Source organism: Neobacillus niacini, assembly GCF_036961885.1.
Lineage (GTDB): Bacteria > Bacillota > Bacilli > Bacillales > Cytobacillaceae > Neobacillus > Neobacillus niacini_H.
Window position 1 is genome coordinate 7,999 of sequence record NZ_JBALNQ010000017.1, and the last position, 13,706, is coordinate 21,704.

Consider the following 13,706-nt stretch of genomic DNA (forward strand, 5'->3'; position numbering starts at 1 on the left):
AGGGCGCTTGCGCTTTTCTTAATTATACGGTGGTTGTTCATCACTTTCAGGGTCATCGTGTGTAGGATGCGCACCGTCCATTTGTCGAGGAATATTCTGATGAAAGGTTTTATCCTCATAATTAAAGTTACTATAAAACCGCTGCCCTTCCTGCCAGGGAGTGCTTTTATTTTCAACAGGCTCATCCTTACCAATCGGTGAACCATAAGGACCTTCTGGATACTCCTCTGCTGTTAAAAAGTTCTGTTGTTTTTCAACATTAGATAAATCGAAATAATTTTTCTTCTTCTTTTCAACCATGGTCTCACTCCTTTTGCTAAACTAGCTCCAGCGCCTAGGGGCTTCTGCCTTTGTATTAGTATGTTAAAAGGAGTGTGAAAAAATCAAAGTAATTCTAACAAAAAGGAACGCAATTCTTCAGCATCCTCTTCATTCAATTGAAACGCATATTCTAAATACCCTTCTTCTTTTAAATCATCCTCACCAATGATCGCAAAACGGTTACCTTGTATATCAAGGACAAGATGTTTCCCGAAATGACGATCTGTTTTTACAATTGCTAAATCAAAGCGTGTGTTGTCACCAACAAAGCTGACAAATCGTGTTTTTGTATCCTCTGTATCATCGTATAAGAAAAAACGTTCTTTCATATAATAGTTCTCCTTTAGTAAATTTCTTCATTCTCTTTATATTACCAAATATTTCGTCAGTGAGGGAGGATTGTAGGGAATAGAATTTTGTAAAAAATTTACTTAAAGGAAAAACGGATTCTGTCAAATTGTGTTACAATATATTTAATATTGTCGTATGCTTCTTTTTGAGAGGGATGAAATTCCATGGGCTGTCGTTACATGAAAATGGTTAAGAGTGTAATGCAATGGGGAAAGATTTTTTTACCTCTTTCGTCTATTCGCTATTTCCCTCCTCAATTTACTTTGCGCAATCCTTTAATTGAAGGAGTAACGGACGCTTTTGAAGCAGGTCATGAGGTAGTGGTCATTGTTTTTAAAATAAGGAACCGACAGGATTTAATGGAACAAACGGAAGCCCACCTGCAGACTAAATTGATAAAAAATTTGAAAAGGCTTTTTCAAACTGTTGTCGGACAAGAAGTAAATTCTAAGGAAATTATTACCTTGCATGATTATTTTGGTGAGGGGATTAATCTCTTGCTAAAAGTCGATCATGATCGGCATTCCATCTCAAATATTGATATCATGATTAAAAAGATAACGGAAAAAATAGAACAAGATTTTATTAAGCTCTATCCGTCTCAATACCCTATTATTGAGGCAGGATATATGTTTGTAGAAAAACATACCTATTCTATTCACGATTCGATTGTAGCGGCTCATAGACATGCAATTGGCATGGCAGAAAAACGAAAGCAGTCAGAGATTAATGAAATGGTGTTAGCCATTAACAAAATTATTAATCAAAAGGCTATTACTCTTTTAGCACAGCCAATTATCGATGTATCAACGAATGAGATACGAGCATGGGAACTGCTTTCGCGCGGCCCAAAAGGGACTGTTTTAGAATCTCCACTGCAGCTTTTTTCGGTTGCAAGACAAACGGGTCGTTTGTACGAATTAGAAATGATTGTTTTGGAAAAAATGCTCCAGCAAGTAAAAGCATCCCGCTGCCGCCAAGACGTATTTGTTAATTGTACACCTATATCCCTTGGTAATATAAGATTTCCAAGTGATATAAAAAGCTTACTTCAGAAATATAGAGGGATATCTCCAAAACAAATTACTTTTGAAGTTACTGAGCAGGATTCCATTGAGGGCTTAAAAAACTTTGCTTATAATATTAAAGTGTTGCGTTTAATGGGCTTTAAGATTGCTGTTGATGATACCGGGGCTGGGTACTCAAGTTTAAGTACAATTAGTGAAATTATGCCTGATATTATTAAAATAGACCGATCATTAATAGAAAATATAGATAAAAACTCTGTAAAAGAGTCGATGTTAAAAGGATTACTCCTTGTAGCAAAAGAAGCTGGGTCATTAGTAGTTGCGGAAGGTATTGAGAATAAAGAAGAAGCTTTGGTATTAACTAGAAATAATGTCGACCTTGCACAAGGTAATTTTTACGCACGCCCAGCTATGTTTTTTGAAGAAATTGCAACATAGTGATCATGAATGAGGAAGTGATGATATGTACTTTGTAGACCGTGAAAAGTTGGAGATAACATTGGTTTTCTTAGAAAAACAAATCAGTCTTTTTTTGAGTCAGGAACATTGGTCAACACCGGTAGAAAAAGCAGCTTTAGAACGAATAACCCATCTAATAATTGAGTCGCTGCTGGATGTGGGTAACTCGATCATCGATGGTTTTATTATGAGGGACCCTGGCAGCTATGATGATATCATTGATATTTTAATGGATGAAAAGGTCATCGATGCTGAGGCAGGAAAGAGTCTAAAAATACTAATCCAGAAGCGTAAGGTGCTTGTACAGTTATATACAGATATCGATCATATCGATCTTCAAAAGCAGTTTGCTGACCATATGAAAGTGTTGGAACGATTTCCAAAGAATGTACGAGATTATCTTGCCAATGAACTTGGTCCAGTATCGGCATTTAATTAATACTTTGCAAAGGATCGCATAGGCGGTCCTTTTTGTATAATGAAAAGAAATATGAACGGAAATGATACATATAGGAGTGATTAACATGAAAAAGTATAAAGGCTATTTAATTGATCTTGATGGAACCATGTACAAAGGATCAGAAAAAATTGAGGCAGCTGGGGATTTTGTGAAAAAGTTGAAGGAAAAAGATATTCCCTATTTATTCGTTACCAATAATTCTTCTAGGACTCCAGCCCAAGTTGCCCAAAAGTTGAGGGAATTTGATATTCCTGCTGAAGAGGATTTAGTGTTTACCACGGGCCAGGCAACAGCTAATTATATCTATGAGCAAAAGAAGGACGCTTCATTGTATGTGATTGGTGAAGAAGGGATTCGCAGCGCATTAGAGGAAAAGAAGTTTCCTTTTGGTGGAGAAACTGCAGATTATGTTGTAATCGGAATTGACCGCGAGATAAGTTATGAAAAATTAGCAGTGGCCTGTCTAGCTGTCCGCAATGGGGCAGTCTTTATCTCAACAAACGGAGATATAGCAATTCCGACCGAGCGGGGGTTGCTTCCTGGAAACGGATCGTTCACTTCAGTAATTGCCGTTTCGACCCAGACAAAACCGATTTTTATTGGGAAGCCTGAATCGATCATCATGGAGCAGGCGTTAAAGGTTCTAGGCACCTCAAAAGATGAAACGTTAATGGTGGGCGATTATTATGATACAGATATTTTAGCAGGGATGAATGCTGGCCTTGATACATTATTGGTTCATACTGGAGTCACAACAAAAGAAATGCTTACAGGGTATGATAGATTACCCACATATGCAATTGATTCACTAGACCAATGGGAGCCGTAAGAAAAGGATGGAGGGTACTCCATCCTTTTCTTTTAATCATTCAACATGTGCAGCACGATGAGCGAGTCTGCTTGAGGCAGCTGCTGCAATAGCACCAATAATATCATCTAAAAAGGTATGACACTCTCCTGTTGACTTATCATTTAAATGTGCCAATATTCCTGGCTTTTGCTTATCGATATACCCATAATTTGTAAAACCAATCGAGCCGTACACATTCACAATTGATAATGCTAAAATTTCATCGACGCCATAAAGACTTTCATCGGTTTTGATTATGGATTGAATTGGTTCTTCCAGCATACCTTTTTCTGCAAGCATATCAAGCTGAATGCCTGTAATAACGGCATTTTGGACCTCGCGTTTTGACAGCACACGTTCCACATTAGCAATGCAATCTTCCATTTTTAAATTTTCGTGGTACTTTTCCTGTAAGAAAAAGACTAAGTCAGCAATATCTTGTATGTCGACGCCTCTTTCTTTAATCCATCTTCTTGCTGTTTCTTCTGTTAGATCCATTTTTTTATCTTCTGCCATCCGTTGATCACCTTTTCTTTGGAATTTTTACTATGCTTAATTCATAACATATGTGCGGTCATTTGAAAAGAAACGAATGTTCTTCACCCTCCTAACAGATTTCTCTTATAATGTTTTTCTTATACTTATTGCGTAAGAAGACAACAAGTTTTTTGGGCTATTACATATATATGAGAAAGGAGATAAAAAGAGAAGAGGTGAAAGGATGCTGCAAAAATTACTTGAAGTTAAATATGGAATACAGGTTGATGAATATGTGAAATTGGATTCTTATGATGCGCTAAGAAGCAATGGCTGGCTCTATTTGGTTACCAAGCCGGGGGGAAGGACAGCAGAAGATATTATTGAACTAGAGAAAATTGCAGACCATCTTAGGAAAAATGGTGATACCCATGTGCCGGCCTTTTTACCAGATAACGAAGGTAGCTTGATCACAACTTGGGAAGAACATCAGTATTGTGTACTAGCGAATCGACAAATGGACAAACAGACGAAGGTGAAATTGGGGAGAAAGTTAGCCAAATTCCATGAACGTGGAAAAACAGTGCCTTTAAAAATTGAAAGGTCAAGCAGGATTGGACAATGGAAGCAATTATGGGAAAAACGGCTGGACCAAATTGAAAAGGTATGGAGTGAGCAGATGTTTCAAACGCCAGAGGATGATTTTGAAAGAATGTTTATTGAATCATTTCCTTATTATATTGGCCTAACCGAAAATGCGATTCAATATTTAGTAGATACAGAGCTCGACGATGAACCAAAAGAATCAGATAGTGGAACGGTGTGCCATGAACGATTTTCAAAAAACTCTTGGGGAGCTAATTATTCCTTGAAGGATCCATTTGATTGGGTGTTTGATCATCGGAGCCGTGATCTCGCTGAATGGGCGAGAGAGCGGTACTTTCTTAATACACAAACATACGAAATAGATGTGAGGCAGTTTTTCTACGATTACCAAACCATTGGGACATTAACCTCTTTTTCGTGGCGGTTATTATTTTCCCGGTTGCTTTTTCCGCTACATTACTTTGAATGCATTGAAAATTACTATATAACGCGTTCAGAGCAGGATAAAAAACTTTTAGAAGAACAGTTAAGTAAGATGTTAAAGCACTCTGCAGAATATGAACGCTTTTTAGCGTACTTTTACCATACTGTGGGAGCACCTATTAAACCATTAAAACTTCCTCAACTAGATTGGTTAGCGATAAGGTAATGAAAAAGCGATTGCCCGGGTGAGCAATCGCTTTTTCATTTGGCTGTGTTATATTGGGCTGTTGATTTGCGCTACAGGTGCTACGCTTTCCGCGGGCTCGCCCGTGAGCCTCCTCGGTCGTTCCCGACCTGTGGGGTCTCACTCAGCTCGTGCATCCCGCAGGAGTCGAGCACCTTTCGCTCCAATCAACGAGTTCTAGAATCAAAAGTTATCATTAACACAGCCTATTATTAAAATACCTGCTCTACTTCAACTACGCCAGGAACTTCTTCTAAAAGGGCTCTTTCAATTCCTGCTTTAAGGGTAATCGTTGAGCTCGGGCAGCTGCCGCATGCGCCTAGTAAACGTAGTTTAACGATACCATCCTCAACATCAACTAATTCACAATCCCCGCCATCGCGAAGAAGAAACGGACGCAATTTATCTAATACTTCCTGAACCTGCTCAAACATTTCTTGTACTTGTTCTGCCATATTATATCGTCTCCTTTCCTTACCTTACCTTATATTATAATGTCATTGAAGGTAAAAATCCATTCTCATGTAATGGGAATTTGCACATTTACAACCATATTTTTATGTTTAATAGTTTAAATGAGGTAAAATAAAATAAAAAAGGCAGGATTGATGGAATGAGGAATACTACAATTGAAATTATCCTTTATGGTGCAGAACAACTATGCCCAAGTTGTGTGAATTTACCATCCTCAAAGGAAACCTATGAGTGGCTTGAGGCAGCTATTTCAAGAAAGTTCCCAGATCAGCTTTTTAAAATGACCTATGTTGATATTTTTCAACCGCCAAATGACAGTGAAAAAGAGAATTTTGCAAAAAGAGTGATTGAGGAAGATCTGTTTTATCCAGTTGTTGTGATTAAAGATAAGATCGTCGGGGAAGGAAACCCGAGGTTAAAAACCATCTTTGCTGAGCTGGAAGAATACGGTTACAAAGCAATCTGAAAGAAGCACTCCAGGTTGGTACTGGGATGCTTCTTTTTCTTAGGGTGAAATTACAACAATTACGAAAGGGTTTACTGATAATAACACCTTCAAACATGGTATTTGACCAAAACACACAACCGCAAGCCCCTGCATTCATGTATGGGGTAAGGTTGTGTTTTTAGAACAAATGTTCCTAAAGTAATTGTAGTCGTTTTAACTATTTGATATAATAAGAATATGAAAAGTCTAATACAATATAAAAGTAATAATAACGTAGTATATTCATGCAAGTATCATGTAGTTTGGTGTCCTAAATATAGAAGAAGTGTATTGATAGATGGAGTAGATGAGCGACTTAAATCTATTCTATTTGAGGTTGCAGAAGAGACCCATTCTGAAATAATTGAAATGGAGATTATGCCCGATCAGGTCCATCTTCTGGTAGAATGCGATCCACAGTTTGGCATAAATAAATTAATAAGAATGATGAAAGGAAGAAGTTCGCGTTACCTCCGAAGCGAATTCCCATGGTTAAAAAGTAGAATCCCTTCCCTATGGACGAATAGCTATTTTGTTTCCACTGTTGGTGGTACCACACTTGATATCGTAAAACAGTACATAGAAAATCAAAAAGGAGTGTAAAGCCATGGCAACATCGAAAGATCGAACACCTTCTTTTATTGCGACGATTCGGATAAAAACGGATACGAAGGCAGAAAAGCAGCTTTTGGTGATGTCAGACTGCGCAAGACAACTTTACAATGCTTGTTTAGGGGAAAGTTTGAAGAGACTTAGGGGTATTCAATCTACAGAATTGTATAAGGAGACGGTTCAATTATCTAAAACTTCGGAAGCGGATATTGAAAAACGTCGAGTGAACTTTAAACATCTGAATGATACATATGGATTTACCGACTATTCCATTCAATCTTTCGGGACCAAAACGAAGAATGATTCAAAGTTTATTGCCAAACATTTAGGGACGCACATTTGTCAAAAAATCGCTACAAGAGCCTTTAAAGCTGTTCAAAAATTCGCCTTTAAGGAGGCCAAAAAGGTATGGTTTAAACGAAAAGGTGAGTATGTTTCCTTAGAAGGGAAAAACAACAAAACATTTCTTACTTACTCCAATGGTTATGTTTTTGTCGGTAAGAGCCTTTCGTTGAAATGCTTAATTGATCCAAAAGATCAATGGATGCAGCACGCTTTAAAGCAAAGAATAAAATATTGTCGGTTAATTAAAAAGGAAGTAAAGGGGAAAAATCGGTTTTATGTTCAACTAGTTATGGAAGGACATCCATATCGGAAATATAATTTAGGACAGGAAATGATTGGACTCGATGTTGGTCCTTCCACCATTGCGATTGTAGGGGAATCAAAAGCCGAATTAAAGGAATTTTGTCAGGAGGTTGTTTTTCTTGATAAAGAAAAAAGAAGAATAAATCGCAAATTAGATCGACAGCGTCGAGCAAATAATCCAAACCATTATCATAGCAATGGCGTTGTGAAAAAGGGGAAAAAGAAATGGATTAACTCCAAAAACTACATAAAGACTCGTTCAGAACACAGAGAATTAGAACGAAAGATAAAAGAGGTCAGAAAACAGCTCCATGGTCGAGATACTAATCAAATCCTTCACCTAGCCTCTTCCATTCAAACAGAAAAACTCTCCTATAAGGCATTTCAGAAAATGTTCGGCAAAAGCATAGGTAGAAAAGCTCCAAGTATGTTTATGAAAATGTTAAAACGAAAAGTTGTATCACAAGGTGGAATATTCCGAGAGTTCCCTACCCACTCCACAAAGTTATCTCAGACCTGTCATTGTGGTGTAATTAAGAAAAAAAGACTCAAAGACCGCTGGCATATTTGCGAATGCGGTGTCACGGCACAACGGGATTTGTACAGTGCGTTTTTAGCTAGGTATGTAGCCAAAAATAATCGGTTAGCCATAAAAGAAGCGGAACATAATTGGGAACAACTCTCCATTGTTTTGGATGATTGTATAACGATTTTGAAAAAAATGAAGCCAGAGAGAAAATTCATATCGACATTTGGTTTATAAATCCTTTGAGATTGGAAGGTTAAATCTCTCGGTGCAGACGTACCCCGAAACAGCTAATAAGTTGTGAGCGGCAAGGGAATCCGAGCCCATGTAAATAGTCGTGTTTCAATTATTTACATTAGAACGATTTCGGCTATCGAAGCCTTTTAAACCGAAGTGAAGTCCCTCTTCTAGAAAGATGATACTAGAGGAGGGAAGAGCCTAGGTTGATTGAAGGTGGAACCCCCTCCATTAATGGATGGGAGAGCGTCAGGATGTTGAAGAAAGATAGTAGCATAATAAGTTATGAGAGGTGATAGCAATGATTCAGCCAATTATTGAATTTTGTTTGAGTAATCTGGCAAGCGGTGCTCAAAAGGCTCTAGAGATGTTAGAAAAAGACCCGAATCTCGATATCATTGAATACGGGTGTCTCGGTTATTGTGGGAAATGTGCTTCTTCCCTGTATGCACTTGTAAATGGAGAAGTCGTAACTGGCAATACACCTGAGGAATTAGTTGGAAATATTTATCGGTATTTGGATGAAAATCCAATGTTTTGATCATATAGATTAATTAATTGAGTCTTTGACAGACAGTGTATATACTAAAAGAAAGACCTCAAAAAGGGAGGAAAGATAAATGAGTAACGATATCGTTATTTTAACAGAAGCTGCGGCCCTTCAAGTAAAAGAAATGATGAAACACAATGAAGAAGAAGGTGCTCTTTTACGAGTTAGTGTAAAGGGTGGAGGATGTAGTGGTTTATCTTATGGTATGGGGTTTGACCATGAAGTGAAGGAAAATGATCTTTGTTCCGTGCAGCATGATATTCAGGTTCTCATTTCTAAAGAGGATGCTGCCATATTAAAGGGAACGAAAGTTGATTATAAGCAATCGATGATGGGCGGAGGATTCACGATTGATAATCCAAACGCCATTGCTTCATGTGGCTGTGGATCATCGTTTAGAACGGCTACGGCAACAGGTACACCAGAAGAATGCTAAGGTTTTGAATATATGTTTGCGGTTATGAATTACAGTGGGACTTTGGTGTACACAATCCTCAAAAGATGTGTTAACAACCCTAAAAGTTATATATCAAGGTTGTGAATAACATGCCTTCTCGATAGTTAATGTTGAAAAACATTACTATTCGAGGAGGTCTTTTTATGTCTTTAAACAAGAGAGTAAAACGTAAACCAATTGGAAAAATGTCAAATCAGAAGGAACCCTAAATTAACTATGGAGCAAGCAATTGACTTAGTTGTGGCAGGAAAGAGTGCAGAGGGGTTAAGAGAAAGAACGTTAAGGGATTACCGAAAGGATTGGGGATTTTATTAAAAGGAATCAATATCAATGGTAGTTGTGGGGAAGTATGGTAATCAGGGAGCAAAACGATTTATAACTAAAACAGAAACTGAATTTTATGTAAAACAATAAGGGATAAACTATTGCAAGGAGAAATTATTAAAAGGTAATAGCTGTTTTGACTACATTGAAGGGTAAATGTAGTCTATTTAAATTTTATAATCAAAAGTTGGATTTTATGGTAAAATTATTTAAAAATAACATTATTTAATTTAGGAGGAAGGAAATTGGGGTGTTTGGTTGGAATATTAGTATTACCAATTGGGATTGCTTTAATAGCAATGGGAGATGATAAGTCAATTTGGGGAATCGCTATAATTATTGGTGGTTTTTTCTTATCTATGAAAATTCAAGAATGGTTAAAAAGTAAAAGGGAAATTGAAAAACTTGAAAAGTCTACTGAAGAAGAAGAAAGTTTACTTAAGGAATTGGAAAGTAACGGTTTATCTGCTTCACAAATATTCCATGATAAAATGAAGTTAGACCGATATATTGTGTTTGATGAAAATAAGAAAATGATTCTATTCGTTAATAGTGATAACATAAGGGGCTATAATTACAGGGATATCTTACAATCAAAAGTTTTAGAGGATGGAAGAGAAATTCTAGATACTACTAGGTCAGGTGCTACAACGGGAGCGGTAATAGGTGCTGCACTTGGCGGAGGAATTGGAGCGGTTGTAGGTGGTATTGTTGGAGCACAAGATTCAAGTTCAAGAGAGTCGGTAACTGTTAAAGTTGTAGTTAATGACACATTAGAGCCTTCCTTTGAAATTGAATTATTGTCTAGAGATATTAAGGGTGGTGAGGATTACGTATACACTCAAAGTGAAACATATAAAAATGCTTACAAATCTGCACAATATTTACACGATAAAGTAAGCATTTTAATTCGACAGGCAGAAGAATTAAATAAAATGGAGAAATCAGAAAAATCACAAGATGCACCAAAAGTAAATGGTTCCTCTATCGCTGATGAAATTAGAAAGTTAGCAGAACTAAAGGTAGAAGGATTAATTACTGAAGATGAATATGAAAATCAAAAGAAGCGTTTGATGATTTAAGGGAGAAAGGTCAATGACAAAAAATTTAATTTTTCTATCATTATAATTTATTTTTAATTTATTAGCTGTAAAAATTATGTATAGAGTATATTGTTTAGCTAACTGCTAATTTTGCTATAAAATCCGTGTATTAGTCTGAAACTGCATACATAACTAATAATTACTACCATTAACACTAGAATGGGAAACCTAGATTACTTGTTCGGTTATTATGGAAAGAAAACCATACAATGGCTTCTGTACATTCCTATGCTAATGTCCAAAATGCGATTAATTACATTAAGAAAACAAATCCATTTGATGGTACCATTTCTATGGATAAAAGTGCTTTCAAGTGGGCTCGCAATTAGTAACCATGATTGCAATTCATAATCTCCAAAAACATTAAAAAACCCTGATATATTAATATTCTCATGCAATCGATGATGGGCGGAGGATTCACGATCGATAATCCAAATGCAATTGCATCTTGTGGCTGTGGCTCATCGTTTAGAACGGCAACAGCAACAGGTACACCAGAAGAATGCTAAGGTAGAAGTAAAAGGCGCCTCGAAGCAGGCGCCTTTCCTATGTTATTTTCCAAACATGGATGAACTGTGAAGTGGCTGGATTTTTGCTTTTGGATCGATAAATGCTTTTGCATTGTTGACTGCTGTAGGTGCTTCACCAAAGCCACAGGCAATTAATTTCACTTTGCCTTCATAGGTGCAAATATCCCCAGCAGCATAGATACCAGGTATTTTTGTTTCCATTTTTGAATTTACGACAATAGAATTTTTCTCAATCTCAAAGCCCCATTCTTTAATTGGTCCTAGAGAGGAAACAAAACCATAGTTACAAATAACCGCATCAACATCAATCGCTTCTCTGTTTTCGCCGTTAACCCCTGTAAGGACGACTTGCTTAATACCGCTATCATCACCAATTAATTCAGCTGGAATAAAAGGAGTTTTTACATTTACTTTTGAATTATTCAAGTTCTCAACACTATGCTCATGCGCTCTGAATTTATCACGACGGTGAACAATGGTTACTTCCTTGGCAATCGGTTCTAACATTAATGCCCAATCTACAGCCGAATCGCCGCCACCAAAAATAACTACTTTTTGGTCAGCAAACATGTTAAGATCGTCGATAAAGTAATGAAGGTTTTTACGCTCATATTGTGCAGCGCTTTCAAGCTCCAAACGACGTGGTTGGAATGCACCATTCCCAGCTGTAATAATAACTGTTTTTGAATAATGAATTTCAGAATTGGTCGTTAATTTAAACGTACCATCCTCTTGTTTTTCTAGTTTTTCAACAGATTGCTCTAACGCAATGGAAGGCTCAAACTTGGCCATTTGTTCTTTTAGGTTATTAATTAATTCTTGTGCACGGACTTTTGGAAATCCTGCAACATCGTAAATGTATTTTTCTGGGTATAGTGCTGATAATTGTCCGCCTAATTGTGGCAAACTCTCGATGATCTTTACTGAAGCTTGTCTCATACCACCGTAAAAGGCAGTAAATAGACCAGTAGGACCGCCCCCGATAATCGTAATGTCATAAACTTTTTGATCTTCTTGCACCACTGTATCCCCCTTACTATGTAGTAACCGTTTCCAATCACTATAATATCACAAATAGAGCCTTAATAAAAAATAATTAAATAAACTACTTGAAATTGTGAAGTATTTAGCATAATATGTATAGAAGCAGATGTTAAATTTTTGTGACAAAGTTAAGAAGATTTTGTGTCATGGTACGTGAATTATATCACATACTTTTTTGCTAATAAAAAAATTAAAGCAGTGGAAGATAAGACCAAGAATATTACTCAAAATAAAAAGGTGGAAGTGATCACTTTGAAAAAGCCGAAAATTGTTATTGTTGGAGCGGGATATGGCGGGCTTATGACAACTGTGAGGTTGCAAAAGCTTGTTGGAGTGAATGAAGCAGATATTGTATTAATTAATAAAAATGATTACCATTACGAAACCACATGGCTTCATGAGGCTTCAGCAGGTACACTACATCACGACCGTGTTCGTTATGACATTGGTGGTGTGATTGATAGAAGTAAAGTTGATTTTGTACAGGATACGGTTGTTGAAATCAAAAAAGAAGAGAAAAAAGTAATCCTAGAAACAGGTGAAGTGGAATACGATTACCTTGTAATTGCTCTAGGCGGAGAGCCTGAAACCTTTGGAATTAAAGGTTTGAAAGAGTATGCTTTTGGAATCACGAATATAAACTCTTCACGTCAATTACGAGAGCATATTGAATACCAATTTGCCACTTATAATATGGAAGAGGAAAAGAATGATAATCGTTTATCCATCGTTGTAGGTGGTGCTGGATTTACAGGAATTGAATTCCTAGGTGAATTAACAAATCGGATTCCAGAGCTATGTCATGAATATGATGTAGATTTTAATAAAGTGAAATTAACTTGTGTTGAGGCATCCCCAACGGTTTTACCAGGATTTGATCCAGAACTTGTAAACTATGCTGTTTCCCAATTAGAACGTAAAGGGGTAGAATTCTTAATTGGTACTGCCATTAAGGAATGTACACCTGAAGGAGTTCTTGTTGCTAAAGGTGAAGATGAACCTAGGTTGATCCATGCTGAAACAGTTGTTTGGGCCGCTGGTGTTCGAGGAAATTCTATTATTGAAAAATCAGGTTTTGAAGCAATGAGAGGCCGTGTGAAAGTTCAGCCAGACCTTCGTGTACCAGGCTATGATCATGTGTTTATTATTGGTGACAGCTCACTTGTTATCAATGAAGAAATCAATCGTCCATATCCGCCAACTGCACAAATTGCGATGCAACAGGGTGAAGTGGTTGCTCGTAACATAGCTGGATTAATCCGCAACAAAACTGAGCTTGAAACATTTACCTTTGATAATAAAGGAACAGTTTGTTCACTTGGTGAACATGATGCCATTGGTGTGGTGTTCGGTAAGAAGATAACTGGTGCAAAAGCTTCCTTTATGAAAAAAGTAGTAGACAATCGTTCACTATTTATGATTGGCGGCGCTGGTCTCGTATTAAAAAAGGGTAAATTCAACGTTCTCTAAATATTAATTTTCTAAAGGGCAGAGA

16 protein-coding genes and 1 pseudogene are annotated in these 13,706 nt (G+C 37.0%); 12 read left to right on the forward strand and 5 right to left on the reverse strand.

Annotated features, from left to right (window positions below; translation table 11 throughout):
- Positions 1–18: 18 nt before the first annotated feature.
- Positions 19–300 (reverse strand): cytosolic protein, encoded by a 282-nt coding sequence (locus tag V7124_RS08510; RefSeq protein ID WP_335488053.1) that lies wholly within the window; start codon positions 298–300, stop codon positions 19–21.
- A gap of 83 nt (positions 301–383) precedes the next feature.
- Entirely contained in the window at positions 384–650 is a 267-nt protein-coding gene (locus V7124_RS08515; RefSeq protein WP_310197465.1) for a DUF3055 domain-containing protein, read from the reverse strand.
- 201 nt (positions 651–851) lie between these two features.
- On the opposite strand from V7124_RS08515, the gene V7124_RS08520 reads away from it, so the two are divergent.
- The 3 genes from V7124_RS08520 to V7124_RS08530 all read left to right on the forward strand — a co-directional run bounded on the left by V7124_RS08520 (position 852) and on the right by V7124_RS08530 (position 3,448).
- Positions 852–2,138, forward strand: a complete 1,287-nt coding sequence (locus V7124_RS08520; protein WP_335488056.1) for an EAL domain-containing protein — start codon at positions 852–854, stop codon at positions 2,136–2,138.
- A 25-nt stretch (positions 2,139–2,163) separates the two neighbouring features.
- Positions 2,164–2,598: a DUF86 domain-containing protein gene (locus V7124_RS08525; protein WP_335412818.1), complete on the forward strand. Its 435-nt coding sequence runs from the start codon at positions 2,164–2,166 to the stop codon at positions 2,596–2,598.
- Between the two features lie 85 nt (positions 2,599–2,683).
- Entirely contained in the window at positions 2,684–3,448 is a 765-nt protein-coding gene (locus V7124_RS08530; RefSeq protein WP_335488059.1) for a TIGR01457 family HAD-type hydrolase, read from the forward strand.
- Positions 3,449–3,484: 36 nt separating this feature from the next.
- Here the strand turns inward: V7124_RS08530 and V7124_RS08535 are convergent, their stop codons facing one another.
- The gene (locus V7124_RS08535) at positions 3,485–3,985 is read right to left on the reverse strand and encodes a phosphatidylglycerophosphatase A family protein (RefSeq protein ID WP_335412814.1); all 501 of its coding nucleotides are present in this window, start codon (positions 3,983–3,985) and stop codon (positions 3,485–3,487) included.
- A 205-nt stretch (positions 3,986–4,190) separates the two neighbouring features.
- Here V7124_RS08535 and yutH point away from each other — a divergent pair, with 205 nt between their 5' ends.
- Positions 4,191–5,201: a spore coat putative kinase YutH gene (gene yutH / locus V7124_RS08540; protein WP_335488062.1), complete on the forward strand. Its 1,011-nt coding sequence runs from the start codon at positions 4,191–4,193 to the stop codon at positions 5,199–5,201.
- A gap of 230 nt (positions 5,202–5,431) precedes the next feature.
- On the opposite strand, the gene V7124_RS08545 is transcribed toward yutH, so the two are convergent.
- Entirely contained in the window at positions 5,432–5,674 is a 243-nt protein-coding gene (locus V7124_RS08545; RefSeq protein ID WP_034674824.1) for a NifU family protein, read from the reverse strand.
- 158 nt (positions 5,675–5,832) lie between these two features.
- On the opposite strand from V7124_RS08545, the gene V7124_RS08550 reads away from it, so the two are divergent.
- From V7124_RS08550 to V7124_RS08580, 7 genes and pseudogenes are all read left to right on the forward strand, one after another.
- Complete coding sequence (locus tag V7124_RS08550; RefSeq protein ID WP_335488065.1) at positions 5,833–6,159, forward strand: YuzD family protein; 327 nt, start codon at positions 5,833–5,835, stop codon at positions 6,157–6,159.
- Positions 6,160–6,378: 219 nt separating this feature from the next.
- The gene (gene tnpA, locus V7124_RS08555) at positions 6,379–6,783 is read left to right on the forward strand and encodes an IS200/IS605 family transposase (RefSeq protein ID WP_335488068.1); all 405 of its coding nucleotides are present in this window, start codon (positions 6,379–6,381) and stop codon (positions 6,781–6,783) included.
- Between the two features lie 4 nt (positions 6,784–6,787).
- A complete protein-coding gene (locus V7124_RS08560) occupies positions 6,788–8,203 on the forward strand; it encodes a transposase (RefSeq protein ID WP_335488071.1) in 1,416 nt (471 codons plus the stop codon).
- A gap of 301 nt (positions 8,204–8,504) precedes the next feature.
- Positions 8,505–8,744: a YuzB family protein gene (locus V7124_RS08565; RefSeq protein WP_335412807.1), complete on the forward strand. Its 240-nt coding sequence runs from the start codon at positions 8,505–8,507 to the stop codon at positions 8,742–8,744.
- 79 nt (positions 8,745–8,823) lie between these two features.
- Positions 8,824–9,189, forward strand: a complete 366-nt coding sequence (locus V7124_RS08570; protein WP_335488074.1) for a HesB/IscA family protein — start codon at positions 8,824–8,826, stop codon at positions 9,187–9,189.
- Positions 9,190–9,779: 590 nt separating this feature from the next.
- Positions 9,780–10,616 (forward strand): SHOCT domain-containing protein, encoded by an 837-nt coding sequence (locus tag V7124_RS08575; RefSeq protein ID WP_335488077.1) that lies wholly within the window; start codon positions 9,780–9,782, stop codon positions 10,614–10,616.
- Between the two features lie 416 nt (positions 10,617–11,032).
- Positions 11,033–11,146 (forward strand): annotated as a pseudogene (locus tag V7124_RS08580) (iron-sulfur cluster assembly accessory protein); the annotation flags it as partial.
- Positions 11,147–11,188: 42 nt separating this feature from the next.
- On the opposite strand, the gene V7124_RS08585 reads toward V7124_RS08580, so the two are convergent.
- Complete coding sequence (locus tag V7124_RS08585) at positions 11,189–12,187, reverse strand: NAD(P)/FAD-dependent oxidoreductase (protein ID WP_335488080.1); 999 nt, start codon at positions 12,185–12,187, stop codon at positions 11,189–11,191.
- Positions 12,188–12,463: 276 nt separating this feature from the next.
- On the opposite strand from V7124_RS08585, the gene V7124_RS08590 reads away from it, so the two are divergent.
- Positions 12,464–13,681: an NAD(P)/FAD-dependent oxidoreductase gene (locus tag V7124_RS08590; protein WP_335488145.1), complete on the forward strand. Its 1,218-nt coding sequence runs from the start codon at positions 12,464–12,466 to the stop codon at positions 13,679–13,681.
- The last annotated feature ends 25 nt before the right edge of the window (positions 13,682–13,706 follow it).

What these genes read in the sequence shown, in the direction of transcription:
- yutH (WP_335488062.1), top strand. Translation starts at nt 4,191, where the DNA reads ATGCTGCAAAAATTACTTGAAGTTAAATATGGAATACAGGTTGATGAA.
- tnpA (WP_335488068.1), top strand. Translation starts at nt 6,379, where the DNA reads ATGAAAAGTCTAATACAATATAAAAGTAATAATAACGTAGTATATTCA.
- V7124_RS08510 (WP_335488053.1), bottom strand. Translation starts at nt 300, where the DNA reads ATGGTTGAAAAGAAGAAGAAAAATTATTTCGATTTATCTAATGTTGAA.
- V7124_RS08560 (WP_335488071.1), top strand. Translation starts at nt 6,788, where the DNA reads ATGGCAACATCGAAAGATCGAACACCTTCTTTTATTGCGACGATTCGG.
- V7124_RS08520 (WP_335488056.1), top strand. Translation starts at nt 852, where the DNA reads ATGAAAATGGTTAAGAGTGTAATGCAATGGGGAAAGATTTTTTTACCT.
- V7124_RS08570 (WP_335488074.1), top strand. Translation starts at nt 8,824, where the DNA reads ATGAGTAACGATATCGTTATTTTAACAGAAGCTGCGGCCCTTCAAGTA.
- V7124_RS08530 (WP_335488059.1), top strand. Translation starts at nt 2,684, where the DNA reads ATGAAAAAGTATAAAGGCTATTTAATTGATCTTGATGGAACCATGTAC.
- V7124_RS08545 (WP_034674824.1), bottom strand. Translation starts at nt 5,674, where the DNA reads ATGGCAGAACAAGTACAAGAAATGTTTGAGCAGGTTCAGGAAGTATTA.
- V7124_RS08535 (WP_335412814.1), bottom strand. Translation starts at nt 3,985, where the DNA reads ATGGCAGAAGATAAAAAAATGGATCTAACAGAAGAAACAGCAAGAAGA.
- V7124_RS08565 (WP_335412807.1), top strand. Translation starts at nt 8,505, where the DNA reads ATGATTCAGCCAATTATTGAATTTTGTTTGAGTAATCTGGCAAGCGGT.
- V7124_RS08525 (WP_335412818.1), top strand. Translation starts at nt 2,164, where the DNA reads ATGTACTTTGTAGACCGTGAAAAGTTGGAGATAACATTGGTTTTCTTA.
- V7124_RS08550 (WP_335488065.1), top strand. Translation starts at nt 5,833, where the DNA reads ATGAGGAATACTACAATTGAAATTATCCTTTATGGTGCAGAACAACTA.
- V7124_RS08515 (WP_310197465.1), bottom strand. Translation starts at nt 650, where the DNA reads ATGAAAGAACGTTTTTTCTTATACGATGATACAGAGGATACAAAAACA.